This is a genomic window from Flavobacterium flabelliforme (genome assembly GCF_017948675.1).
Lineage (GTDB): Bacteria > Bacteroidota > Bacteroidia > Flavobacteriales > Flavobacteriaceae > Flavobacterium > Flavobacterium pygoscelis.
Genome location: NZ_JAGFBU010000001.1, coordinates 1,307,272 through 1,333,034 on the forward strand (window position 1 = coordinate 1,307,272; position 25,763 = coordinate 1,333,034).

Genomic DNA, 25,763 nt, shown 5'->3' on the forward strand with positions numbered 1-25,763 from the left:
TTTTTACTATTTAGTTTCTTAAAGATTTAATCTAGTTTATCCGTTAATTTCTTAAAAACAGTTTTAGCTTCTTTTCCTTCGTACAGAATGGAATATACAGCATCAATAATAGGAGTATTTGCACCATAAGCTTGATTGAGTTTATAAGCACTTTTTACGGCATAATATCCTTCGGCAACCATGCTCATCTCCATCATAGCAGATTTTACCGTATATCCTTTTCCAATCATGTTTCCAAACATTCTATTTCTAGAAAATATAGAATAACCGGTTACTAATAAATCACCTAAATAAGCTGAATCATTAATGTTTCGTTTCATTTTGTGCACTTTTTTGATGAATTTTTTCATCTCACGAATCCCATTACTCATCAACACGGATTGAAAGTTGTCTCCATACCCTAAACCATGTGCAATTCCTGCCGCTATTGCGTAAATGTTTTTTAGCATTGCAGCATATTCAGTTCCTATAATATCATCAGTAATTTTAGTCTTGATGTAGTTGCCAGATAAATTTTTAGCAACCACTTTTGCTTTGTCAGGATCACCACAAGCGATAGTCAAGTAAGAAAGACGTTCTAAAGCAACCTCTTCTGCGTGGCAAGGTCCTGTTATTACTCCGATATTGTAATACGGAATATCATATTTTACATGAAAATGTTCTCCAACGATTAAGCTTGTTTCTGGAACGATTCCTTTAATTGCAGAAAAAATAATTTTATCTTGTAGGGAAACAGTTAGATTTTTTAATTCATCATTCAAAAAAGCAGAAGGAATAGCAAAGATGATATAGTCAGCATAAGCTACAGCTTCATTGATGTCATGAGTCAGTTTTAATTTTTTAATATCAAATTCAACTGAACTTAAATAATTTGGATTATGCTTGTGAGTTCTAATATGCTCTATTGCAGTTTCATTTCGCATGTACCACGAAATTTCAGAAAGATTTACGCACAACATTTTTGCAATCGCAGTTGCCCAACTACCACCACCAATTACTGCAAATTTTTTATTCTCAGTCATTTTTTTATTGAATTTAATCAAAAGTAATTAAAAAAGTACTAATTAAACAAATTAAATTGAAAGGGATACTCTAGATATCATAAGGGTTTAAGGTGTAATTTCACAATATTTTAAATTTAAAACACTAATTTTCAATTTTTTAAGCAATATAGTTAGTGATATTTCGTTATCTTTATATATTGTTATTTAATTTAACAAAAAAATCCGAATTGAATTAGTTAGTTAGTATATTTTGAATTTTAAAAGGCGCCTCCCATTAAAATTGGAAGACGCCTTTTTATTTTGCACTGAAATTTACAGTCAAGATTTAAGCGAGTTAATAACTCATTTCGACAATAGATTTAACTTTATCTAAAGTGATATTTTGTTTTTCACCCAATCCTAACCATCCTCTCTCTTCAAAACGTTTTACGATAAAATCAGCTGTTTTATCGTATTCCTTTGTGTAATCAGAAAGGTTTGTATCCATTCCCATCGTATGGAAGAATGCAACTGTTTTCTCAATAGCTTGAGTAGCAATTTCATCTTCTGTACCCGTCAAATTAAATATGCGTTTTCCGTATTGTGCTAGCTTACCTTTTTTAGTTTCAAACATTACTCGATATAAGTTTGGTCCTACTACTGCAAGAGTTCTAGCGTGATCAATACCGTATAAAGCGGTTAACTCATGACCAATCATGTGAGTTGCCCAATCTGAAGGAACTCCTTTTTGAATTAAACCGTTTAGCGCCATAGTACAGCTCCACATAAAATTAGATGCCAACGCATAATCTTTAGGGTTCTCTACTACTTTTGGTCCAACCTCAAGTAGAGTTTGCAAAATACCTTCTGCAATACGATCTTGAAGGAAACCTTCATGCACATAAGTTAGATATTGTTCTAATACATGCGTGTAAGCATCTACAACTCCGTTTTGCAATTGTCTTTTTGGCAAAGATTCAATTACAGTTGGATCACATATAGAGAATTTTGGAAATAATGCTGAACCACCAAAAGCTAATTTTTCTTGTGTAGCCTCAATTGTTACCACAGATCCAGAATTCATTTCACTTCCAGTTGCAGGCAAAGTTAAAATGGTTCCAAAAGGAATTACTTTAGATAAATCTTTGATCAATAAGCGTTTTTGAAGAATGTCCATTGGATTTCCATCAAATTGTGCTGCAGCCGAAATGAATTTAGTTCCATCAATTACAGATCCACCACCAACAGCAAGAATAAAATCAATCTTTTGCTCCTTAACTACAGCTACTGCTTTCATTAAAGTTTCAAAACGAGGATTTGCTTCGATGCCACCAAATTCAACTATTTCAAAACCTTTTAAGTTTTCTATAACTTGTGCATGGATTCCATTTTTAAAAATACTTCCACCACCATAAGTCATTAATATTTTTGCTCCTTGTGGAACTAAGGTCGCTAATTTTTCAATTTGTCCTTTACCAAAAATTAGATTGGTTGGGTTGTATAATTCGAAATTTAACATAGTTATTATTTTTTTGAATTCAATTGAGCTAATAATTTTTCTGCAACCAATTTAGATGAAGCTGGGTTTTGCCCTGTGATAAGCAATCCGTCTTCTACTGCGTAAGGTTGCCAGTCTCCAACTTTTGAATAACTTGCGCCATTAGCTTGTAAAGCGTCTTCTAATAAAAAAGGAACTACTTTAGTTAATCCTACTGCTTCTTCTTCAGCATTTGAAAAACCAGTTACTTTTTTTCCTTTTACTAAATATTCACCGTTTACTTTTACATTTTTCAATGCACCAGGAGAGTGACATACAAAAGCTACTGGTTTTTTATTGGTATAAAATGATTCAATTAATGCAATTGAAGTTTTATCTTCTGCTAAATCCCAAAGTGGTCCATGACCTCCAGGATAAAAAACTGCATCATAATCTGCTTGATTCACATCAGATAATTTATAAGTGTTTTTTAGTTTTGCAAGAACAGCAGTGTCTTGGTCTAATCTTTTAGTGTCTTCTGTTGCTGCAGTTGGATCTTCACTTTTTGGATCAATTGGTGGTTGACCTCCAAGCGGTGTTGCAATATCTATAACAACTCCTTTATCAGCTAATTCATAATAAGGTGCTGCAAATTCTTCTGTCCAATATCCTGTTTTTTCTCCAGTGTCTCCTAGTTTATCGTGACTAGTAAGTACAAATAATACTTTTTTCATATCTTTTTTATTTTTTTTCTGTGCAGTTGCGTTTAGACAACTTACGGTTAATGCTACAATGGTAAATAAGGCAATTTTTTTCATGTTATATTTTCTAAGTACAAATTTACAGCGAATATGTTATTAGTAAAAATAATTTAAATTATGTTTGTGATAAATATATTTATATCATGGTCAATCTAGAATGGTACAGAACTTTTAAATCAGTTTATAAAAACGGTAATTTTTCATTGGCAGCCAAAGAACTTTTTATCAGTCAGCCAGCGGTTAGTCAGCAAATAGGAATGTTGGAGGCGCACGTGGGCTACAAGCTTTTTAATAGGAAATCTAAAGGAGTAGAACCAACCGAATATGCTAAGTTACTTAATAATTTGATCATTGAGGCGCTGGACCGATTGGAAAATGTAGAAAACGGTTTTAGAGCGAAAGCATTCAATGCCAATAGATTAATTTCAGTAGGGATATCAAAACACTTCATGATCAGTTTAGGAAGTGTACTGCTTTCAAAATTTGATTTTATCGATTTTAGCTTTCATGAAAATGACCAATTATTCGAATTGGTCGATTCAAAGAAGTTAGATTTTGCCATTGTTACCAAACAATATGACACTTTTGATACCATTCAGAAAAATGTTGGAAAAATCAAACAGGTTATTGTTGGTTCTTCGGCTCTCGAGGTTTCTTTATTAAAACTGAACATTAAGAATAAAGATTTTAATGCAACCGAAAGTTGGTTAAACGATCAAAAATGGTTCAGTCATGATGCTGGAATTCCGCATATCAAATTATTTTGGTTGCATGTTTTTAATAAAAAACGACCTTCGATGGTTCCTAATTATATCATTCCTTCAGAACACGAAATGATAGAGATACTTTCTAGGAATTTGGGAGTTTCAGTAGTTTGGGATATTAATGCTCGGAATTTTATTGCCGATAAAAAAATTCATTTATTGTGGAATAGTAAAGAAATGCCAAGTACAGAAGTTTTTCTTTTATCAGCCAAAAAAGACAATTTAAATACTATTTTCGAAAAAATTGAAATAGAATTAAAAAATGCTTTGGCCTAACTATTTTTTGTAAAAATTATTGTGATCAATATATTCCCAAACTTTATTAGGTAATAATGGCTGCACGTTTTTTCCTTTTTTAATATTATCCCGAATAAAAGTTGATGATATTTCGACAACCGGTGCGTCAATAAGGTGAATTTTTGGATGATTCTTTAATTCTAAATTTTCAGATTCCTCTGAAATTCTTGGATACACATAAATTTGATGATGTTCTAAAATGACTTCGTAATTCTTCCATTTATGTAAAGACTTTAAATTATCCTCACCCATAATAAGAGAAAATTCATAATTGGGATATTTTTCTTGTAAATGAGCTAGTGTATTTATGGTATAATTAGGTTGTGATAATTTAAATTCGATATCGGAAGGTTTTATTTTTAGAAAATCTTCGGAAGCAAGATGTACCATTTGCAAACGATGAGAATCATCTAGCAAAGTACTTTTCTTTTTCAAGGGATTATGAGGCGTAACTACCATCCAAATTTGATCCAAATCAGAATATTCTGCCATGTGATTGGCAATAATCAGATGCCCAATATGAATGGGGTTAAAAGTTCCGAAGTATAGTCCTATTTTCATTATCCTAGTAAATAGTAATTAGTAATTATTTTTTGAACATTTTTGAAAAAGAATTTATCATCTTAGATTCTTTCTCAATTTGTCCCAATATTTCTTTGTAAAAAGGTTGATCTATTATAAAACCAAGTTCATTAATAATGAGTAACTGAGTTTCTATTTCAAATAATGAACCTCTACATAAATCTAAAAATGACTAAATGATTTTTGAGTATTTCTACCATAACCTTCTGCAATATTTGATGGATTAGAAACGAAAGCCCTTTTCAATTGACTTGCCAAGGCATATATTTCTTCTTAGGAAATGATATTATTAGCTGATATACTAACAGACAATTCTAATTCCTTTTTGCAAAATCAATAACTCTTTTTATGATTTTATTTCTACTATCTTAAGCTAATATTATTTTTTATCTACAAAATCCTTTACTAATTGATGTGCTTCTTCTAGTGCAATAGTTAAATCATAATTTTTAATAACAACATCAAATTGTGGTGCAGTTGCTAACTCAACCGAAGCTTTGGCAATACGCATATTGATTTTATCTTCACTTTCGGTGGAGCGTTTTTTTAAACGAATTTTGAGTTCATCAATACTTGGTGGTTTAACGAAAACAGCCAGCGTTTCGTTGGGAAATTTATGCTTAATTCGTAATCCACCTGCCACATCAATATCAAAAATCACATTTTTTCCAAGGCTCCAGATGCGTTCTACTTCACTTTTTAATGTACCATAAAAATTATCTCGGTACACTTCTTCCCATTCTAGAAAGTCATCATTTTTAATGTGTTTTTTGAATTCTTCTGTCGATATAAAATAATAATCTTTTCCGTTTACCTCTTCGCCTCTGGCGTCGCGAGATGCAGCCGAAATAGAAAACTCTAAATTTAAATCATCTTGCGCTAATAAATGTTTAACGATAGTTGTTTTTCCAGATCCAGATGGTGCCGAAAATACAATTAATTTACCTCCTTTGTTCATGCTTATTTTTTTATGCGTTTTTAACTAATTGTTATAAATCAGTTTGTTTTATTTATGTTTTACTAGTGTAATTTTTTAAATCGAGTGTAATAAAAAAGACTCGATAAATCGCGTCTAGTATATAATTATTACAATACGTTTAAAACCTGTTCTTTTATCTTCTCTAATTCGTCTTTCATCTGAACGACTAATTTTTGCATTTGAGCATGATTGGATTTCGAACCCATCGTATTGATTTCTCTACCCATTTCTTGAGTGATAAAACCTAGTTTTCTACCATTTGCCTCAGTTCCGTTGATAGTTTCTAGGAAATAATCTAGGTGATTTGTCAAACGTACTTTTTCTTCGGTAATGTCTAGTTTTTCTAGATAGTAAATCAATTCTTGTTCAAAACGATTCTCATCAACGTTTACTTTTAGTTCAGCAATTGCCGTTTGCAAACGATCTTTAATGGCCTGAACACGTTCCGGATCTAAAGCCAAAGCATCGGTCATATATTGTCGAATATTACCAATACGCAATTGAAATTCTTTTTCTAAAGACATTCCTTCATCTTTTCTAAAAGTCAAGATGTTTTGTAGCGCTTCTTCAATAACTGTTTGGATTTGTACCCAATCATTTTCGTCAATTTCGTCGCGTTCTATTTTCATCGTATCCGGCATACGAATCGCCATTTTCATCAATTCCGTTTCATCAGCATCAGAATATACTTCTCGCAATTGATTGATGTATCCTTTTACAATAGGCACATTTACTTTTGTCGAAGTTTGTTCAGCAGTACTTTCGATAAAAACAGAAAAATCTACTTTTCCTCTTTCTAATTTCAAAGCAATTTGGTTGCGCAAACCCAATTCCATTTCGCGATACAGCGAAGGCATTCTTACATTAAGGTCTAATCCTTTACTATTTAGGGATTTTACTTCTACTGTTATTTTTTTGGATGGTAATTGCAAACTTGCTTTCCCAAAACCTGTCATCGATTGTATCATATAATTTTCTAAAAGAGGGCAAAGATAGTAAAAAATAAGACCTCAAACCCGCAAAGTAAAAATTGAAGATTTGATTGATTATAATCTGAAAATAAAGGGAAATAAGTACTTTAAACTACTATCAAGAGAATGCTCAATCAAGATAATTACTCAAAAATAAGTTATGTTTTTCTAATTTTGATTAGATTTCTTTCTTTGGGTTTTGTGGAGAGGATACCAAATAAACTCCTATAAATATTAAAATAGCGGAGATGATTTTAACCAAACTCAGTTCGTCTTTTCCTAGACCAATTGCAAAAACGGTCGCAAACAAAGGTTGTAAATATATAAAAACAGCTACGGTTGTTGGTTTTAATTCTTTCATTGATAACAAATTTAATAAATAGGTTAAGAATGTAGATATCACGACCACAAATGCTATTTTCCAAACAATTGCATCCGGAATGGCAGACCAATTTACTACTTCAAATTCCCTCCATCCAAAAGGCAAAACCATTATAAAACCAAATAAATATATCCATTTTACAAACGTAAAGGCATTGTATTTATTCATTAATTTTTTGACTAAAATTAAGTAAAAACCATAGGAAATAGCATTGACTAAAACTAGAAAATTTCCTAAGCCAGCATTGGTGGCATTACCAATTGATTTTCCGTACAGAATCAAAAATCCAGTTCCTACTAAACCCAAAAGAATACCCAATATCATACGGATTTTCATTCGTTCTTTTATGATGATTGCCGAAAGAGCTAACACAATCATAGGTGTAGAAACCATAATAACTGCTGCCGAAATCGGTGAGGTTAAACTCAAACCTTTGAAAAAAGTAAGCATATTAAAGGCTACTCCAAAAAATGCGGCGGCAATAATTCTTGGAAAATCAGAACGCATTATTTTTTCTTTTGGCATAAATAACCAAACCAACCAAAAAAGAAGCACTGATCCGCCTACACGGAGTAATATAAAACCATAAGCATCAATATACAATGGCATTACATCCTTAGCAATTGTAAAGGTAACACCATAAATGATCGAGACAATTGTGGCTCCTATAAGAGCGAGATTTCTTTTAGACATTTCCTAAAGCCAGCATTACTTGATGCATATTTTGTTGGGTATTACCAATATAAATTTTGTTATTGATAATAAAAACGGGACGACTCAAAAAAGTATAATGTTCCAGAATGTATTTTTTAAAATCCTCCTCAGTCAATGATTTATTTTTCAAATCCATCGATTTGTACAATTGTGCTTTTTTGCTGAAAAGAGCTTCGTAACTTCCGGAGAGTTCACGCATGTGTTCTAATTCCTCTACCGTAATTGGATCTTGTTTGATATCATGAAAATTAAACTCATGATTTTTGGGTAATGATTTTATAATTTTTCGGCAAGTATCGCATGATGCGAGATAGTATATTTTGTCCATAATAAGGTTGTTTTCTTAGTGCAAAGAAAAATAATTTGACACTGAAAATTATTGATTTTATAAAAAAAGATGCAAAACAAATAGTAAAACAGGTGTATTTCTTTTTTGTTCAGAAGCTATTCCTGCTTTACATTACAATCTCATGTTGCTAACCCTTTTTTTTCTATGGCATAAAAGGAGCTTCCAAGGGTCGCTCTTTTCTACCAGAAAAAAATAGACTTATCAACAAGAGGATTTTCATTTCTATCAGGGCTACTGCATTTCTGTCACCAAGTTATTTAATTGCTAAATAATCATTTACTTCTTTATAAGACAACAGTATTTCCTTTGTTCCGTCAGCATAAGATGCGACTTCATAAGAGTTGTAATACAAGAGCAATCCTTTATCAGTAAAGAAAATATTTTGTGGCAACTGAAATTTTTCTTTTTCAAACATTAAACCCGTTGCATTAATTGGTTTGTTTGCAGGGATTTTATATTTGGCTCTGAATTTTTTTTCAGCAAAAGCTTTAAAAGCTTCTCTATTAGTAAATAATTGATCGTTTGAAATTGATTTTCCAGTATTTATATCAAAAAGTAAGGAGCGTAATCCTTGGTAACCATGTGCGCCACCAGTGTACGTGTAATGGTTGATTTCTATATTCAATATATTTTCAGATTGGTATTTTACACTTCCTTTGATGTCTGCTTCCCAACCAAATTTATCATTTGGATATTCTTTCTGAAGTTTTTCATAAGAATTGATAAATGAAGTTAGCAATCCGTTATAATCTTTTGAAGTATAGGGTTTTTCACCAAAATAAACAATTTCCTTTAATACTGAAAACACTTTTTTATTGATGCTATCTGCCACAACAGGCACGCCATCCGCAACTGGGATTTTCACACTTATTGCAGGACAATCTCCTGTGCAAGGCAGAGTAGTTTTTTTCTGAAAGGATTCGTCTTTAAAAACCAATTCATTAGAACATTGTGCTACAGAAAAAAGAAGTAAGGTGTAAATTATAAAGTATTTCATGTCAAAAATGTTAATTAAAAACAAAGGTACTTACTTGTTTCTTGGTTAGATAAAATTAAAGGGTAAATTTGCAAAACAATTTTCCTTTAAAATTCAACTTATGAAATTCAATACTAAGGTTATTCACGGTGGACAACACCACGATCCAAGCACAGGAGCTGTAATGCCTCCTGTATATCAAACGTCAACATTTGTACAAACGAGTCCTGGTCAACCTTTAAACCCAGATTATGAATACAGTAGAGCAGCAAATCCTACTAGAAGCGCTTTAGAAAACGCCTTGGCAAGTATAGAAAACGGAACACGAGGATTGGCTTTCTCCTCTGGATTAGCAGCTACTGATTGTGTTTTGCGTTCTTTTAAATCTGGCGATGAGATTATAGCGATGGATGATTTATACGGCGGAACCTATAGAATGTTTACACGTATTTATAAAGATTCAGGAATAAAATTTCATTTTGTCGATATGAATGACTTAGAGAAATTCAAATCCTTAATTAATGAAAACACCAAATTGGTTTGGGTAGAAACTCCAACTAATCCGTTGATGAAATTAGCAGATATTCAAGAAATTGCTAAAATTACAAAAGAGAAAAAAATACTTTTTGCAGTCGATAATACATTTGCAACTCCTTATTTGCAAAAACCATTAGACCTTGGAGCAGATATTGTAATGCATTCGGCTACAAAATATTTAGGAGGACATTCTGATGTTATTGCTGGAGCTTTGATTGTAAAGGACAAGGCACTGGGCGAACAATTACATTTTCAACAATTTGCAACGGGCGCTACTTTAGGGCCAATGGATAGTTTCTTGGTTTTAAGAGGAATTAAAACCTTGCATTTGCGTGTACAAAGACATTGTGAAAATGGAGGCAAAGTAGTTGAGTTCTTAAATAATCATCCAAAAGTTAAGACCGTATATTATCCAGGATTGACAAGTCATCCGTATCATGAAATTGCTAAAAAGCAAATGAGTGGTTTTGGAGGAATGGTTTCCTTTACTTTTGTTTCTGGTAAAAAAGAAGATGCGATTGACTTTCTTGAAAAAGTAAAAGTATTCACTTTAGCAGAATCTTTAGGTGGAGTAGAATCATTAGCGAATCATCCTGCATTGATGACACATGCTTCAATTCCGGAAGACAAACGAAAAGAAATTGGAATTACAGACGATTTAGTTCGATTGAGTGTAGGTATTGAAGATGCAGACGATTTAATCGAAGATTTAAAACAAGCATTAGCATAAAAACGGTATTTCTATAAAAAAAGCTCCAATTCTGAATTTATAGAATTGGAGCTTTTTTTTATAAAATACTATTTAGTTTATAAGTAATAGATGTAACCAACATTCAGCCACACTAACCAATCATTGGCTTTGTTTTCTTTATAAATTTCTGGATTAGGATTTAAACCATCAACCCAGTTAGAAAAGAAATACTGAAAGCGGAGATCTAGTAATAAATCGGAGGAATCATCTAGTTTATAACGGGTTCCTAAACTACTAACCACGGAGAAAACAGTTTTGCTTTCATTAGAATATCCATGAGCACGACCATCAGAAGGAGTTAAATACTTAGGAAAGGTAGTTGCTGAATTACCCAAAGCGCCCAATGACGAGGTGGCTTTAGCATTGTAATAACTAAACTGACCTCCTAGACTTGCATAAGGTGCAAAACTACCAATTGTTGCAGTAAAATCGCGAATGCTTAAAGGGAAAAGCTCTAGTTGTGTTCCTATATTCATGATGCTTGAACTACCTTCCATCGCTCTTAGTTGCTTTGCTCCAAGAGAAGTTTTGTCAGGAGAAACATATTCGCCGTAATGTTTTAAGTTGGTTTTATTAAATGATAATTCCGATCTTAATTTAAAATGCTGATTAAAATACGTTTTAGGAGTGTAATTATATTCAGAATTATACGTAAAATTTAAATAATGAATAATTCCAACACCAAAACCTGTGTTGCCAGAATTAGTAGACAAGTCATGTCTTTCCCCATAATCAGATTGAAAAGCGACCGGTCCCACAACAACTCCTATTTCGTGAGAGTGACCGTCGAACTGAGCATTTGAATTATTAGAAAATCCAATAAAAATAAATAATATGAGTATTAATTGTTTGATCATTAGACTGTAAAATTTTCAAATCCTTACAAATATATAAAAACCGCAGTCATAATGCAGAATTATTAAAAAATAATAGGTGTAAGCTTGATTCTTTCGAGAGTATAAAAAATGCTGTTATGCACGTTTGAAAGTGTTTCTCAAATGGAGAACTTATTATGAAATCCTCATATAAAGATTATTCTATTGATATATTAAAAAAAATAAGTATGAATATTTTATAAAATGTATATTTGTGATTAATTACGAAATCGTTTTTACAATTTAAATATATTAGTCTATGTCACTAAAAATTAATGATTTTATGGCTCAAGTTGAAGCTAAAAATCCTAATGAACCAGAATTCATCCAAGCGGTAAGAGAGTTTGCAGAAACCGTTATTCCATTTATTGCAACTAAGCAAAAATATGATGGTAAAAATCTTCTATTAAGAATGTCAGAACCGGAACGATCTATTATTTTCCGTGTTCCTTGGGTAGATGATATGGGAGAAATTCAGGTAAATAGAGGTTTTAGAATTCAAATGAACTCTGCCATTGGACCTTACAAAGGGGGAATTCGTTTTCACCATACTGTAAATTTATCAGTACTTAAATTTTTAGCTTTTGAGCAAGTGTTTAAAAACAGCTTAACTACTTTACCAATGGGTGGAGGAAAAGGAGGTTCTGATTTTGATCCACAAGGAAAATCGGATGCTGAAGTAATGCGTTTTTGCCAATCATTTATGACTGAATTATGCAGACACATAGGTCCACAATTAGATGTTCCTGCAGGAGATATTGGTGTTGGTGCTAGAGAAATTGGTTATTTATTTGGTCAATACAAAAGAATTAGAAATGAGTTTACTGGAGTTTTAACTGGTAAAGGTTTAGCTTACGGAGGTTCTTTAATTCGTCCAGAAGCAACAGGTTACGGAGTTGTTTATTTTACTGAACAAATGTTGCAAACTATTGGTCATACAATCAAAGGCAAAAGAGTAGCTATTTCTGGTTTTGGTAACGTAGCTTGGGGAGTTGCTTTAAAAGTAAACGATCTTGGTGGAAAATTAGTTACAATTTCTGGGCCAGACGGTTACATTTATGATGAAGAAGGAATCTCAGGAGACAAAATAGACTTTATGCTTGAAATGAGAGCAAGAGGAGATAATAGAGTAGAATCGTATTTAGAGAAATTTCCAAATGCAACTTTCCATAAAGGAAGAAGTGTATGGGAAGTAAAAGTAGATGTTGCTATTCCTTGTGCTACTCAAAACGAATTGCACGAAGAAGATGCTAAAAAATTGATCGCTAATGGAGTTATTTGTGTTACTGAGGCTGCAAATATGCCAAGTACATTAGGCGCTATTAAAGAATTTTTAGCTGCCAAAGTTTTATTTGCTCCTGGAAAAGCTGCAAATGCAGGTGGTGTAGCAGCTTCTGGATTAGAGATGACTCAAAACTCTATTCGTCTAAACTGGACAAGTGAAGAAGTAGACTCAAGATTAAAAGAAATTATGACGGGTATTCACAACCAGTGTAAAAAATACGGTACCGATGAAGATGGTTATGTAAACTATGTGAAAGGAGCTAATATTGCAGGCTTTGTAAAAGTGGCCGACGCAATGCTTGCACAAGGAGTGGTGTAATATCAATTTTAAATAGCTTAAAAAAGCCTCTTGTCATTATCTTGACAGGAGGTTTTTTTTTGAATTTTATTCCTGTTTTACTTTTACAAAAAAGAATATTTTTTTTTTATAAAAAACAAAGCACAACCAATTAATAGACCAAAATTGACTGTTATGGAGTGATTCTAAGCTTAATTTAATCGAATTTTTTATTTTTAAAGGATTGCATTTTTTATTTTATTACGAATTTCATAATAATCAGCAATCGATTTTGCTTTAAAATAAATAGTATTGGTCTTAATTATGGAATGGGGAATTCTTTTGCTATATCTAAATAATGGTATCGATATTTGTATTCAGGGCTATCTTTGTAAATCTCATAAACTAGTGCTAACAATGCTTATAATTTAAATGCCATGTCACAAAGTATCTCCGTTTTTATTGAAGAAGTTGCTAAAAATAATCCAAATGAACTCGAATTTATGCAAGCGGTTCTGGAAGTTGCTGAAGCTGTAATTCCTTTTATTGAAAAGAATAAGAAATACCAAAATAAAATGCTTTTGGAGCGGATGGTTGAGGCAGAAAGAATTGTAATTTTTCGGGTGCCTTGGATTGATGATAATGGACGAACACAAGTAAATAGAGGTTATCGCGTTCAGATGAATTCTGCAATTGGACCTTACAAAGGAGGCATTCGTTTTCATCCTTCTGTAAATTTGAGTATTCTAAAATTTTTAGCCTTCGAGCAAACCTTTAAAAATAGTTTAACGACTTTGCCTATGGGCGGAGGAAAAGGTGGAGCTAATTTTGATCCTAAAGGGAAATCAGATATCGAAGTGATGCGTTTTTGTCAAAGCTTTATGAATGAGCTATGCCGACATATTGGTCCAGATACAGATGTTCCTGCGGGAGATATTGGTGTAGGAGCAAGAGAAGTAGGATATATGTTTGGACAGTATAAAAAAATAAAAAATGAATTTACTGGAGTTCTAACCGGAAAAGGAATGTCTTTTGGCGGTTCTCTAATTAGACCACAAGCCACAGGCTACGGAACTGTATATTTTGCACAAAGTATGCTAGCTACAAAAGGGCATAATTTTAAAGATAAAATTGTCGTTATTTCAGGATCAGGAAACGTAGCGCAATATGCTACAGAAAAAGTAAACGAATTAGGAGGTAAAGTCGTAGCGCTTTCCGATTCATTGGGTTATGTTTATGATCAAGACGGTTTTGACGCGGAGAAATTAGCTTACGTTATGGAATTAAAAAATGAACTCAAAGGAACTCTTAAAGATTATGTTACTAAGTTTCCAAAAGCAGAGTATATATTAGGAGCTCGTCCTTGGGATGTAAAATGCGATATTGCATTACCGTGTGCAACCCAAAATGAGCTAGACGATACAGACGCAAGAATTTTAGTAGCCAATGGATGCATCTGTGTTGCCGAAGGCGCTAATATGCCTTCTACAGCAGCGGCTATGTCAGTTTTTCAGCAAGCCAAGATACTTTATGCACCTGGAAAAGCATCTAATGCAGGTGGTGTGGCGACCTCAGGTCTAGAGATGTCTCAGAATTCATTACGACTAAAGTGGTCTTTTGAAAAAGTAGAGGAAAGACTAAGAGAAATTATGACGGATATTCATCAGTCTTGTGTTAAATATGGTACAGACGAAAATGGCCATGTAGATTATGTTAAAGGAGCAAATATTGCAGGATTTGTAAAAGTAGCAGACGCGATGTTAGCACAGGGAGTAGTTTAAAATCAATGTTTTTAGAGAAAAAAAGCCTTCGATTAATGAGCATTAAATCGAAGGCTTTTTTTTGCGCTAACAAAATGCTAAGACTTCTGTTTGTTCTATATTTGTAAACCAATATTTATGCAAATAATGAAAAATAATAGTTTCTATTTTTTGATGCTGCTTTTAATGCAAATCTCTTTTGCCCAAAATAAACCAGTCTGGCAGGGTTATTTTTCTTATAATGAAATAAAAGGAATTTCAGAATCTGCAACAACAGTTTTTGCTGCTTCAGAAAATGCATTGTTTTCAAAAAATAGTACGACCAATTTGATTAAAACAACCAATACTATTGATGGACTTTCAGGACAAACTATTTCGGCACTTTACCATAGTGTAAAATACAATAAAACGATAGTCGGTTATAAAGATGGATTACTAATACTCGTTAATGAAAACGATGGAACAGTGAAGAAATTCGTAGATATTATAACCAAGCAACTTCCGTCAGAAATAAAAAAAATAAATCACTTTTTAGAATATGAAGGTTTCCTCTACATTTCATGTGATTTTGGAATCGTACAATTTAATTTGAACACACAGCAATTTGGGGACACTTATTTTATGGGTGCTAATGGCCTAGAAACAAAGGTAAACCAAACAGCGATCTATAATGGTTTTATTTATGCAGCGACAGATAATGGCATAAGAAGTGCTGCTATCGAAAATCAAAATTTAATTGATTTTAATCAATGGACAACTATAAATACCGGAATATGGATAAAAGTAATTGCTTTTGGTTCCGATTTATATGCGATTAATAACCTTGGAAATATTCATAAATTTAATTTAGTTTCAAATAATTTCATAGCTATTACTCAGCTCCCACAACCCGCATTAGATACTAGATTTACCTCAGGTTATTTTATAGTAACCACGTTAAACAATGTTTATGTTTATAATAATGAGATGGTTTTGATTCGTCAAATAAAGAGCAATCAAGTTTTGCAAAGTACTCTAACTTTTACTTGCGCAACCATCATAGGCGATACTGTTTTTATAGGAACGAAAGAAGAAGGAATGTTGACAACCCCACTTTCGACAGTAGCAGCCTTCGAAAACAGCACGCCTTCTGGACCTTCTAGAAATAATATTTTTTCACTTCAAGCAACATCAAAATCCCTTTGGACAGTATATGGAGATTATTCGGTTGATTATAATCCCTATCCATTAGACAGTTATGGTTTGAGTAAGTTTTCTGAGAAAGGTTGGCTTAACATACCTTATCAAAAAGTTTTTAATGCAAAATCAATAAGCAGTGTCACCATAAATCCAAACAATGAAAATCAAGTTTATGCGAGTTCCTTTTTTTCTGGATTATTGAAAATTGAAAACGATGAACCTACAATTTTATATAATCAAACCAATAGTGGTTTAGAATCCTTAACCTTTGCAGGAGCCAATTACATTGATATTCGTGTTAATGGAACCGCATTTGACAAATCAGGGAATTTATGGGTGACCACAAGCCGAATTACAAATGGATTAAAGGTTTTAAAAACCAACGGACAATGGCAAAGTTATGCTATGGATGGTATTTTGGATTCAGCTATTGATAATAATTTTGGTGCGATTGTCATAGATAAAAATGGAACAAAATGGCTAGCAACCAGCCTAGATGGAGTAGTTGCTTTTAATGAAAGTAATAACAAATTTAAAAAAATAACAATGGGATCGGACACGGGCAACTTACCCGCTGTAAATGTCCGAACCATAGCTGTAGATAATAAAAACCAACTTTGGATAGGTACAATGAAGGGATTGCGAGTTTTGCCTAATGTAGGAAGCTTTCAGACAGAGGGGCAAATGACTGCTAAACCGATAATTATTCTAGAGGACGGCCTTGCCCAAGAATTGCTCTACGAGCAGTTTATCACTAGTATTGCTGTAGATGGCGCTAATAATAAATGGATTGGCACTGCAGATTCTGGTGTATTTCTAGTTTCGCCAAATGGTCAAGAAACTAAGTATCATTTTACAATAAATAATTCTCCGTTGCCTAGCAATACTATAAATGCCATAACAATAAATAGTGTTACCGGTGAGGTTTTTATAGCCACTGCCAAAGGGTTAATTTCTTTTAAAGGGACAGCTACTGCTGCAAATGATGATTTAAGTAATTCCTATGTATATCCTAATCCTGTAAGACCAGAATATACAGGAACCGTTAAAATAGCTGGTTTGTTGGACAAAGCAAATGTAAAAATTACTGATATTGGCGGAAATCTAGTCTATGAAACTACTGCTCAAGGTGGAACAATAGAATGGGATACAACGGCTTTTGGTAAATATAAAGTCGCCACGGGAGTATATATGATTTTTATTTCAGCACAGGATGGAGCCGAGACAAAAGTCAAAAAAGTAATGATTATTAGATAGCTCTTATAAATGATTGTCTATATTATTTTCCCTATTTAAATTTCAAAAAATGCACATTAAAACTAAAGCAATTGTTCTTTCATCATTAAAGTTTCAGGAGAAAAGCTTGATTGTGAAATGCTTTACGCTTTCGCATGGATTAAAGTCCTATTTTGTTCGTGATGCATTCTCATCGCGCAAATCAAATCAAAAAATTGCTTATTTTCAGCCGTTGACAATTTTAGAAATTGAAGCCGTTCATAAAAACAAAGGAACTCTAGAAAATTTTAAAGAGATTAAAATTGCTTCTCCTTTTCATTCCATCCATTCTGATATTTATAAAAGTACCATTGTAATGTTTATTTCCGAAATATTGCATCATTCCATTCATGAGGAAGAGGAAAACGAACACTTATTTACTTTTTTAGAAACGGCATTAGAATGGTTAGACAATCATGACGAAATTGCCAATTTTCATCTGATTTTAATGCTGGAAACTACAAAATATTTGGGTTTTTATCCTGAAATTTCTGATATTGAGATGCCTTTTTTTGAAATGACCGAAGGAATTTTCACTCCTTTTCATGCCGTCAATTCGTTGACAGAGCACGAAACAAATCTTTTTAAAAAATTAATTGATTTAAAGTTCGATAACAATCAAAAAACGTTTCATGTTATTGAAAGGCAAATCATTTTACGCATATTAATTGATTATTATAGCTTTCACCTCAGTGGTTTTAAAAAACCAAAATCACTCGATGTGTTAAAGGAAATTTTTTCTTGACAATCAATTAGAGAACTGCTCATCGAAATTTATTTTTCTTTTAGAACTTAAAATGGGTTTATATTCATGCGTTTGATTTTTAAATAAAACCTCTTTCAATTGATAAAGTTCTGTTTCATATTCAAATCCTTCTTTATCTACTAAATAAATATTGCCCTTTCTTTTGGCAACTACATAATCGCTAGTTCCAAACCAATCAACTTCAGAATAAATGGCGGGAATAATGACTTTCTCATTAGTACCAAAACCGTATTTATCGCCAAGTTTTAGTCTGAATTCAGGATAATAAAGTCTGTCTATTTCGTTATAAAGAGTGGGAACTATTTCTTTGCCAAGTAGGTCTATTATCCCTTTTTTATTATTTTTTTCTACAAGATAAATGGGTTGTTTGTTATAAAGATAATCTGCTGTAATGACATCAAACTCTAGTGGGATAATTTCAGTTCCGTCTGGATCTATAATTCCCCATTTACCATTGCGTTTTACTTTTGCGGTATTATTATTAAAGGCATAGACAAAATCATATTTGGGAGCAATAACCAATTCTTTTTTGCTGTTGCTAAAACCCCATTTCCCATTGATGAACGTAGGAAGTAAACCCACGTACTCATCGGACTTGCTATAATGACAAGCTCTTTCGGAACTGCTACCGGCTCCAAAAACTAAAAAATTCCCGCTATTGTCGAAAAAATCCATAATTATTAATTCCCCATTTTTGTCCTGGCCAATTCTTATTCTCCGTACGTTTATTGTGCTATAAATTAAAGGAAGGAAGGATTGCTGTTTGGAGAAATAAATTTCTAAAAATTTACTTTTTCGCACTCCTTTTAGTATTAGTTCGCGCTCCAATGTACCCGATTTGCTGTCTGCTAAATAAGTTAATTTTACGGTGTCTGGTTCTTTAAAAGTTAGGTTAACAAAGTCTGCTTTTTCATCATTAATATTAAAATTTTGTAAAAGAGAACTAAGGTTTTTGTTGCTTTTTGTAACTTTTGATCTAGCAATGTAATTTCCGTTTAAGCTTTTTAAATCAGCTATTTTGACAAATTCAGATGTCTTATTGACGCGATAAGTGCCACACGAATGAAGGACAAAGAATGATGCACTTAAAATTAAAATTCTAAATTTTTTTTCCAACACAGTGTTTCTTAAAGAATTAAAATTAATCAAAATTAAATGGACTTAAAGGACAAATTACTTTAAAAATAGCAAATAGAATACTATAATTTCTCATTTGGAAATTTATAAAACAATAATCAATGTTTTTTTTGCAAGAAATTTTTTCTTAACAAAATCTAAATTTTACATATATTTGGCCTTTTATAAAAGCAAATTTTTGTTTTTTATGGAATTTTTTAAAAGCAAAACAATAAGAATTCTTAATTATAAATAATTTAATAAATATTGATGAAAAAAATTACCCTTTCAATTTTGATGGCTTTGTCGCTAAGTTTTTCTGGATATTCTCAACGGAGTTTTGATGAAAAAATCACAACAGAATCAAATATTCAAGATTTAGTTCAAAATGAGATTACTGGAGTGATTGTGTTTAAAGAAGGAAATACCATCAAAGGTATTAATCCAGAGACTAAGAAAATTATCTGGACTTTAACTAGCGAAGATTTTGGAAAAACTTCAGCAGCAGATATTTTATCAGATCCAGATTTTGGTAAAATATTTAAAGATAAAAGTGATTTAACAAGTATTGCTGGAAGTCCGTATGTGGAGGCTTATATCAATTCAAAATTTATAATCATAAACACAGATACTGGAAAAGTTGTTTACAACTCTTCTAAAGAATCCTTTTGGGTAACCCAATCTGATTTTCTTCCAGAAACGGACGAATATTTGCTTACGCTAAAAAGTGGTGGCGACATGGCAATTGCTTTAATTGACATGAAAACGGGTAATTTAAAATGGAATACGGTTGTTGATAAAGCAAAATCTTTGTTTAGTTTTTCTTTGAAAGAATCAGCTAATACCAATATTGCTCGCGTAAACGGTTCGGTTATATATTATTTGCTTTATGGTAAATTATATTCTTTCGAAAGAGAAACTGGTAAACTGAATTGGAAAGCAGAAGAGGATTATTCTAAATTTTTCCTAACTCAAAACGACAAAAATATTGTTGTTGTAAATAGTAAAGGATTGTTGTCTTCAAAAGAGTACTTAAATGTATTGAGCACAGACAACGGTAAAAGTATCTGGAAGGAATCTATCAAAACCAAAAAGGTAATTTATTTAGAAGACTGGGGAACAAAGTTATTAATTGCTCATTATGGTGGTTTTAACTTTTATGATTTAAAATCAGGAGAGAAAATCTGGAAAAAAGATGCTAGAGGTGACGGATTGAAAAAAGTGATTCCTATAGAGCAAGACTTTCTATATGTTGCTGAAAATGAAATGATGCTTATCGATAAAGATGGTCAAAAGATCTGGAAAAAATTCATCGAAATTGCTGATGATAAAGAAGACCCTATTTATTATTTAGGAAGAGTAGGTGATAAAGTGATGTACTTAACGGGAACGTATGGTAATTTAGTTGATTACAAAACGGGAGTTAAATTATGGAAACGTAATATTAAATTCAACGAGAAAAGACCAGTATTACCTACTTATGATGAGGCAACCAATACGTACTTAGTGTATAATGATGAGAAACTTTACAAATTTGATCCAAGTATCAGTGATAAACCAGAGCCGTTTGCAAAGGTGAATGTGAAAAACGAGAAAGATCTAAATAGTATCGAAAACTATCCTTGGGGAGTGGCTATATCTGGTCCTGTAGAAGTTATGGGCGTAGCGTTAGACGGAAGTATTAAATACCATAATGTATATAAACAACCAGGAGAAACAGGAAGAAGATTGTTAAAAGGTGTTTCTGGAGCGGGAAGCTTAGCAATGGGAGCGGCCTCTGCAATAAATGGTTTAGTAGGTCAAGAAATTGATTTGATAGTTAGAGATGAAAAAGGCAATATTGTGGGTAATATTCACAAAGATGCTGATGAAAAATTATTGAAAAAATCTAAAAATCAAGCTGTAGCATCTGCAGCAATGGGAATTGTAGCAGCGAAATTTAATTCTCGTTTTAATGCGATGAAACAAAACAGAGACTTTTCATATATTTTTGCTAAAGCAGAAACAGGAGAGAAAGTCTTAGTAAAAGTTAGAAAAGCAGATGGTGTTGAGGTTGATAAAATTATATTTAAAAACAACAAACCAATCTATGAAATAGATCCTGCGACACAAAATATTTTTTATGTGTTAGATAACTCTATTCAGATTTTTAACAAGAAATAATTAACCAAAACCAACCAAGCCATCAAGATTTATTTTGATGGCTTTTTTTTGCTATGAAGAAAATAATACTGCTTTAATTTTTCGTTGGACTTTCGTTTAAGCAGGCTCAAGAGAAAGTTAATTATAAGAAAAAGAAATTTTACATACCAGCAATTGCTTATTCGCAATATCCTTTTTTGGATAACGTATTGACACAAACTACAATTTATCAAGTTGATAGCGAGTTGAAAGCTGAAGAAAAATGGGCAACACCCACGAATTATCTTCTTCGGAAAAAATGCCTGACAATTATTACGAAATAATAAATGGTCCTGAGGCATGGAGTTACCAAAATCGAAACGTAGTAGAAAAATGGATAAAATTAAATAATTCAGATTACTGGGACATCAGTAATAATCTAGATCTAATTCATTTAGTAACCTCTTTCCGATTTGATTTATGGAATAAACTAGAATTATTACCAGATGAAACTTCGGATGGCAGACTTTGTTATCATTTGAGTTATACCGAAAAAATAGTCAATGCTAAAAATAGAGTAATTCCAAAAACAGAATATCAATTTTTTATTGATAAAGAAAATTTTCAGTTAGTCTCATCAGAAAAAACAACATTTGAAGATGGAAATAGAAACTCATTCGAAAGAAAAGTGTATCAAGATTATAGAGAAATTGCAATAGTAAATAAGGATAAAATACCACATAAAATTTTGTACGAATTTGAAGATTTTTATGGAGATACTTTTTATCAAGAAATTCGGGAAAAAGTAGAAATAAACTCTGCTTTTTCAAATAGGATTTTCATCAAGTAAGTGTACGCTGGAGGTTTTAAATAACTAAATAAGAAGTCTTAATTGTAAAACTGCCATTAAGACTTTTTTATTTTTAGCTATTAGGCTGTTGGAATTATCAAAAGGATAGGTAAATCAGTATTTTTTTTGAATAAGTAGATAATAAATAAGCGTTTTTTTCACTTGAATAAGGTATTTAAGAGATTGGATTGTTGGTTAACTCGTAACTTTCTAGCTGCGACTTTCAACTTTCGACTTTAATTTATTACTTTCGCACATCGATTAAAGAAAAGGATAAAATGAGCACAAAATTTACTGAATACAAAGGACTTGACTTACCTACAGTAGCGTCAGAAGTTTTAGATTTTTGGAAGAAAGAAAACATATTCGAGAAGAGTGTAACCACTCGTGAAGGAAACCAACCATTCGTGTTTTTTGAAGGTCCACCTTCGGCAAATGGATTACCTGGAATTCACCACGTAATGGCGCGTGCTATTAAAGATATTTTTTGCAGGTATAAAACTCAAAAAGGGTTTCAAGTAAAGCGTAAAGCAGGTTGGGATACTCACGGTTTACCTGTAGAATTAGGTACAGAGAAGGAATTAGGTATTACGAAAGAAGATATTGGGAAGACTATTTCTATCGAAGAATATAACGAAGCGTGTAAAAAAACCGTAATGCGTTATACCGATGTATGGAATGATTTGACCGAAAAAATGGGATATTGGGTGGATATGGAAGATCCGTATGTGACTTATAAATCCAAATACATGGAAACCGTTTGGTGGATTTTGAAACAAATCTACAATAAGGATTTGATGTACAAAGGTTACACGATTCAACCTTATTCGCCAAAAGCGGGAACAGGATTGTCTTCGCACGAAGTAAATCAACCCGGAAGTTATAGAGATGTAACCGACACAACTGTTGTAGCTCAGTTTAAAGTGATTGAAGCGCACAAAGAGGTAGTATTTGCTAAGTTTTACGATTATATTACATCAAAAAATTTACAGCATTACAAATTAGAAGCATTAGATTTAGAGGAGATTTTCATCTTGGCTTGGACGACAACGCCTTGGACTTTGCCTTCCAATACCGCTTTGACCGTTGGGCCAAAAATTGACTATGTTTTGGTTAAAACCTTCAATCAATATACATTTCGTCCTTCAACCGTAATTTTAGCTAAAAATTTAGTTGGAAAACAATTTGGTAAAGGTTTCTTTGAAAGTACTGAACCTGCTGATTTTGAAAACTTCAAAGAAGGAGATAAAAAAATTCCATACCAAGTGCTTGCAGAATGCAAAGGTGCTGATTTGGTTGATATTCGTTACGAGCAATTATTGCCATTTGTTTTACCTTACCAAAATGCTGAAAACGCATTTAGAGTTATTGCAGGTGATTTTGTAACTACCGAAGACGGAACAGGAATTGTACATACGGCACCAACATTTGGTGCAGATGATGCAAAAGTAGCCAAAGAAGCTTCTCCTGAAATTCCACCAATGTTAGTTTTAGACGAAAATGGAACTCCAGTTCCTTTAGTCGACTTACAAGGAAAATTCACTTCTCATGTAGGTGAATATGCAGGTAAGTATGTAAAAAACGAATATTATAACGACGGTGAAGCTCCAGAACGATCTATAGATGTGGAACTTGCCATCCGATTAAAAGAGGAAAATAGAGCCTTTAAAGTAGAAAAATATGTTCACAGTTATCCTCATTGTTGGAGAACTGATAAACCTATTTTATATTATCCTTTAGATTCTTGGTTTATAAAAATTACAGAAATTAGAGACCGCATGTTCGACTTGAACGAAACCATCAACTGGAAGCCGAAAGCGACTGGTGAAGGAAGGTTTGGAAACTGGTTGAAAAATGCAAATGACTGGAATTTATCTCGCTCTAGATATTGGGGAATTCCGTTACCAATTTGGAGATCTGAAGATAAACAAGAAGAAATTTTGATTGGTTCGGTTGAAGAATTATACAACGAAATAGAAAAATCTATTGCTGCTGGTTTTCAAAAAGAGAATCCTTTTAAAGGTTTTGAAATTGGAAATATGGCCGAATCAAATTACGATTTGATTGATTTACATAAAAATGTAGTAGATGAAATCACCTTAGTTTCTGCTTCTGGGAAACCAATGAAGCGTGAAGCTGATTTGATCGATGTTTGGTTTGATTCGGGTTCTATGCCTTATGCACAATGGCATTATCCTTTTGAAAACAAAGATAAAATTGATCAAAACAAAGATTTTCCAGCTGATTTTATTGCAGAAGGAGTCGATCAAACGCGTGGTTGGTTTTATACTTTGCACGCTATTGGAACTTTAGTTTTTGATAAAGTTGCCTATAAAAATGTAGTTTCAAATGGTTTGGTTCTGGACAAAAACGGACAAAAAATGTCTAAACGTTTAGGAAATGCTGCCGATCCTTTTGAAACTTTAAAAGAATATGGTCCTGATGCAACGCGTTGGTATATGATTTCGAATGCAAATCCTTGGGATAACCTGAAATTTGACTTAGAAGGAATTGCTGAGGTTCGCCGTAAATTCTTTGGAACGCTTTACAATACGTATTCGTTTTTTAGTTTATACGCTAATATTGATGGTTTTAAATACGAAGAAGCAGAAATTCCGTTGAACGAAAGACCGGAAATTGATCAATGGATCATTTCAGAATTGAATACATTGATAAAAGATGTAGATGGTTTCTATGCCGATTATGAACCTACTAAAGCAGCTCGTGCTATTTCTGATTTTGTACAAGAAAACTTGAGTAACTGGTACGTTCGTTTGTGTCGTCGTCGTTTTTGGAAAGGAGAATATGCACAAGATAAAATTGCAGCTTATCAAACTTTATATACCTGTTTGCTAACTATTAGTAAGCTTGGAGCGCCTATTGCGCCATTCTTCATGGACAAACTTTACAGAGACTTAACTTTGGCAACACAATCAGAGGAATTTAGTAGTGTACATTTGGCCGAATTTCCTAAATACGTTGACAACTTTGTTGATAAGTCGTTAGAGAGCAAAATGCAGAAGGCACAAACAATTTCGTCACTGGTTTTATCATTGCGTAAAAAGGAAATGATTAAGGTACGCCAACCCTTACAAAAGGTAATGATACCGGTACTTGACGAGAGTCAAAGAGCTGAAATCGAAGCCATTTCTGACTTGATAAAAGCAGAGGTAAACGTGAAAGAAATCGTACTTTTAGATGATGCTTCGGGTGTTTTAGTAAAGCAAATTAAACCTAATTTTAAAACACTAGGACCTCGTTTTGGTAAGGAGATGGGCTTGGTTTCTAAGGAAATACAAGGGTTTTCGAAAGAGCAAATTAGTACATTAGATAAGAAAGGAAGCTTAGAGGTTGTTATTGCAGGAAATAATGTACTTTTAACCCTAGAAGATGTAGAAATAACCTCTCAAGATATTGAGGGTTGGTTGGTAGCAAACTCAAACGGAATAACGGTTGCGCTTGATATTACAATTTCTGAAGAGTTGAAACAAGAAGGAATTGCAAGAGAGTTAGTAAATAGAATTCAGAACATCCGTAAAGATTCTGGATTTGAAGTTACAGACAAGATTAAAGTACAATTAAAAAGAGATGGAATTTTAGAAACTGCCATTCTTAAAAATGAAGATTATATTAAATCCGAAACATTAACGAGCGAGTTGGTTTTTGTGGATGAAATAGAAAACGGTACGGAAATTGAATTTGACGAAATAAAAACAATGATATTAATTTCAAAATAA

Annotated in this window: 20 protein-coding genes and 1 pseudogene; 9 read left to right on the forward strand and 12 right to left on the reverse strand. The window is 32.6% G+C overall.

Translation table 11 applies throughout. The annotated features are described in order from the left end of the window. Positions 1-26: 26 nt before the first annotated feature. The 3 genes from J3S90_RS05770 to J3S90_RS05780 form a co-directional block, all read right to left on the reverse strand. On the reverse strand, positions 27-1,022 hold the full coding sequence (locus J3S90_RS05770; protein WP_210645376.1) for an NAD(P)H-dependent glycerol-3-phosphate dehydrogenase: 996 nt from the start codon (positions 1,020-1,022) through the stop codon (positions 27-29). A gap of 316 nt (positions 1,023-1,338) precedes the next feature. Beyond that, entirely contained in the window at positions 1,339-2,502 is a 1,164-nt protein-coding gene (locus J3S90_RS05775; RefSeq protein ID WP_188049412.1) for an iron-containing alcohol dehydrogenase, read from the reverse strand. A 5-nt stretch (positions 2,503-2,507) separates the two neighbouring features. Further along, entirely contained in the window at positions 2,508-3,278 is a 771-nt protein-coding gene (locus tag J3S90_RS05780) for a type 1 glutamine amidotransferase domain-containing protein (RefSeq protein WP_210645378.1), read from the reverse strand. A gap of 86 nt (positions 3,279-3,364) precedes the next feature. Between J3S90_RS05780 and J3S90_RS05785 the strand changes: the two genes are divergently transcribed. Continuing rightward, on the forward strand, positions 3,365-4,261 hold the full coding sequence (locus J3S90_RS05785) for a LysR family transcriptional regulator (RefSeq protein ID WP_210645380.1): 897 nt from the start codon (positions 3,365-3,367) through the stop codon (positions 4,259-4,261). Here J3S90_RS05785 and nadD read toward each other — a convergent pair whose 3' ends face one another. The 7 genes and pseudogenes from nadD to J3S90_RS05820 form a co-directional block, all read right to left on the reverse strand. Then, positions 4,262-4,843, reverse strand: coding sequence for a nicotinate (nicotinamide) nucleotide adenylyltransferase (gene nadD, locus J3S90_RS05790; protein WP_188049415.1), 582 nt, complete (start codon positions 4,841-4,843; stop codon positions 4,262-4,264). A gap of 25 nt (positions 4,844-4,868) precedes the next feature. Next, positions 4,869-5,122 (reverse strand): annotated as a pseudogene (locus J3S90_RS16185) (four helix bundle protein). Between the two features lie 121 nt (positions 5,123-5,243). Next, positions 5,244-5,822, reverse strand: coding sequence for a guanylate kinase (gene gmk / locus J3S90_RS05800; RefSeq protein WP_210645382.1), 579 nt, complete (start codon positions 5,820-5,822; stop codon positions 5,244-5,246). 128 nt (positions 5,823-5,950) lie between these two features. Beyond that, positions 5,951-6,811, reverse strand: a complete 861-nt coding sequence (locus J3S90_RS05805) for a YicC/YloC family endoribonuclease (protein WP_210645384.1) — start codon at positions 6,809-6,811, stop codon at positions 5,951-5,953. Positions 6,812-6,992: 181 nt separating this feature from the next. Further along, positions 6,993-7,889: a DMT family transporter gene (locus J3S90_RS05810; RefSeq protein ID WP_210645386.1), complete on the reverse strand. Its 897-nt coding sequence runs from the start codon at positions 7,887-7,889 to the stop codon at positions 6,993-6,995. Continuing rightward, positions 7,882-8,238, reverse strand: a complete 357-nt coding sequence (locus J3S90_RS05815) for an arsenate reductase family protein (RefSeq protein ID WP_210645388.1) — start codon at positions 8,236-8,238, stop codon at positions 7,882-7,884. The genes J3S90_RS05810 and J3S90_RS05815 overlap by 8 nt, the downstream gene beginning before the upstream one ends. 274 nt (positions 8,239-8,512) lie before the next feature. Then, complete coding sequence (locus J3S90_RS05820) at positions 8,513-9,256, reverse strand: DUF3298 and DUF4163 domain-containing protein (protein WP_210645390.1); 744 nt, start codon at positions 9,254-9,256, stop codon at positions 8,513-8,515. A gap of 91 nt (positions 9,257-9,347) precedes the next feature. Here J3S90_RS05820 and J3S90_RS05825 point away from each other — a divergent pair, with 91 nt between their 5' ends. Next, complete coding sequence (locus tag J3S90_RS05825; RefSeq protein ID WP_317192529.1) at positions 9,348-10,502, forward strand: cystathionine gamma-synthase; 1,155 nt, start codon at positions 9,348-9,350, stop codon at positions 10,500-10,502. A 77-nt stretch (positions 10,503-10,579) separates the two neighbouring features. On the opposite strand, the gene J3S90_RS05830 is transcribed toward J3S90_RS05825, so the two are convergent. Beyond that, on the reverse strand, positions 10,580-11,380 hold the full coding sequence (locus J3S90_RS05830; RefSeq protein WP_210645394.1) for a THC0290_0291 family protein: 801 nt from the start codon (positions 11,378-11,380) through the stop codon (positions 10,580-10,582). 277 nt (positions 11,381-11,657) lie between these two features. Here J3S90_RS05830 and gdhA (J3S90_RS05835) point away from each other — a divergent pair, with 277 nt between their 5' ends. The 4 genes from gdhA (J3S90_RS05835) to recO all read left to right on the forward strand — a co-directional run bounded on the left by gdhA (J3S90_RS05835) (position 11,658) and on the right by recO (position 17,918). Beyond that, complete coding sequence (gdhA, locus tag J3S90_RS05835; RefSeq protein WP_188049423.1) at positions 11,658-13,001, forward strand: NADP-specific glutamate dehydrogenase; 1,344 nt, start codon at positions 11,658-11,660, stop codon at positions 12,999-13,001. A 395-nt stretch (positions 13,002-13,396) separates the two neighbouring features. Then, positions 13,397-14,740 (forward strand): NADP-specific glutamate dehydrogenase, encoded by a 1,344-nt coding sequence (gene gdhA, locus J3S90_RS05840; RefSeq protein WP_210645396.1) that lies wholly within the window; start codon positions 13,397-13,399, stop codon positions 14,738-14,740. A gap of 126 nt (positions 14,741-14,866) precedes the next feature. Beyond that, positions 14,867-17,155, forward strand: a complete 2,289-nt coding sequence (gene porZ, locus J3S90_RS05845; protein WP_210645398.1) for a type IX secretion system anionic LPS delivery protein PorZ — start codon at positions 14,867-14,869, stop codon at positions 17,153-17,155. A 49-nt stretch (positions 17,156-17,204) separates the two neighbouring features. Then, positions 17,205-17,918 carry a DNA repair protein RecO gene (gene recO / locus J3S90_RS05850; RefSeq protein WP_210645400.1) on the forward strand — a complete coding sequence of 238 codons (714 nt, stop codon included), beginning with the start codon at positions 17,205-17,207 and terminating at the stop codon, positions 17,916-17,918. A 3-nt stretch (positions 17,919-17,921) separates the two neighbouring features. Here the strand turns inward: recO and J3S90_RS05855 are convergent, their stop codons facing one another. Beyond that, a complete protein-coding gene (locus tag J3S90_RS05855; protein WP_210645402.1) occupies positions 17,922-19,055 on the reverse strand; it encodes a WG repeat-containing protein in 1,134 nt (377 codons plus the stop codon). 270 nt (positions 19,056-19,325) lie between these two features. Between J3S90_RS05855 and J3S90_RS05860 the strand changes: the two genes are divergently transcribed. From J3S90_RS05860 to ileS, 3 genes are all read left to right on the forward strand, one after another. Then, complete coding sequence (locus tag J3S90_RS05860) at positions 19,326-21,218, forward strand: outer membrane protein assembly factor BamB family protein (RefSeq protein ID WP_188049429.1); 1,893 nt, start codon at positions 19,326-19,328, stop codon at positions 21,216-21,218. Positions 21,219-21,459: 241 nt separating this feature from the next. Then, positions 21,460-22,026 carry a hypothetical protein gene (locus tag J3S90_RS05865; protein ID WP_210645404.1) on the forward strand — a complete coding sequence of 189 codons (567 nt, stop codon included), beginning with the start codon at positions 21,460-21,462 and terminating at the stop codon, positions 22,024-22,026. 278 nt (positions 22,027-22,304) lie between these two features. Beyond that, a complete protein-coding gene (gene ileS, locus J3S90_RS05870) occupies positions 22,305-25,763 on the forward strand; it encodes an isoleucine--tRNA ligase (protein WP_210645406.1) in 3,459 nt (1,152 codons plus the stop codon).

Bases quoted from the DNA above. Each gene is read 5' to 3' on its own strand.
- J3S90_RS05770 (WP_210645376.1), bottom strand. From the start codon at position 1,022: ATGACTGAGAATAAAAAATTTGCAGTAATTGGTGGTGGTAGTTGGGCA.
- J3S90_RS05775 (WP_188049412.1), bottom strand. From the start codon at position 2,502: ATGTTAAATTTCGAATTATACAACCCAACCAATCTAATTTTTGGTAAA.
- J3S90_RS05780 (WP_210645378.1), bottom strand. From the start codon at position 3,278: ATGAAAAAAATTGCCTTATTTACCATTGTAGCATTAACCGTAAGTTGT.
- J3S90_RS05785 (WP_210645380.1), top strand. From the start codon at position 3,365: ATGGTCAATCTAGAATGGTACAGAACTTTTAAATCAGTTTATAAAAAC.
- nadD (WP_188049415.1), bottom strand. From the start codon at position 4,843: ATGAAAATAGGACTATACTTCGGAACTTTTAACCCCATTCATATTGGG.
- gmk (WP_210645382.1), bottom strand. From the start codon at position 5,822: ATGAACAAAGGAGGTAAATTAATTGTATTTTCGGCACCATCTGGATCT.
- J3S90_RS05805 (WP_210645384.1), bottom strand. From the start codon at position 6,811: ATGATACAATCGATGACAGGTTTTGGGAAAGCAAGTTTGCAATTACCA.
- J3S90_RS05810 (WP_210645386.1), bottom strand. From the start codon at position 7,889: ATGTCTAAAAGAAATCTCGCTCTTATAGGAGCCACAATTGTCTCGATC.
- J3S90_RS05815 (WP_210645388.1), bottom strand. From the start codon at position 8,238: ATGGACAAAATATACTATCTCGCATCATGCGATACTTGCCGAAAAATT.
- J3S90_RS05820 (WP_210645390.1), bottom strand. From the start codon at position 9,256: ATGAAATACTTTATAATTTACACCTTACTTCTTTTTTCTGTAGCACAA.
- J3S90_RS05830 (WP_210645394.1), bottom strand. From the start codon at position 11,380: ATGATCAAACAATTAATACTCATATTATTTATTTTTATTGGATTTTCT.
- gdhA (WP_188049423.1), top strand. From the start codon at position 11,658: ATGTCACTAAAAATTAATGATTTTATGGCTCAAGTTGAAGCTAAAAAT.
- gdhA (WP_210645396.1), top strand. From the start codon at position 13,397: ATGTCACAAAGTATCTCCGTTTTTATTGAAGAAGTTGCTAAAAATAAT.
- porZ (WP_210645398.1), top strand. From the start codon at position 14,867: ATGAAAAATAATAGTTTCTATTTTTTGATGCTGCTTTTAATGCAAATC.
- recO (WP_210645400.1), top strand. From the start codon at position 17,205: ATGCACATTAAAACTAAAGCAATTGTTCTTTCATCATTAAAGTTTCAG.
- J3S90_RS05860 (WP_188049429.1), top strand. From the start codon at position 19,326: ATGAAAAAAATTACCCTTTCAATTTTGATGGCTTTGTCGCTAAGTTTT.
- J3S90_RS05865 (WP_210645404.1), top strand. From the start codon at position 21,460: ATGGGCAACACCCACGAATTATCTTCTTCGGAAAAAATGCCTGACAAT.
- ileS (WP_210645406.1), top strand. From the start codon at position 22,305: ATGAGCACAAAATTTACTGAATACAAAGGACTTGACTTACCTACAGTA.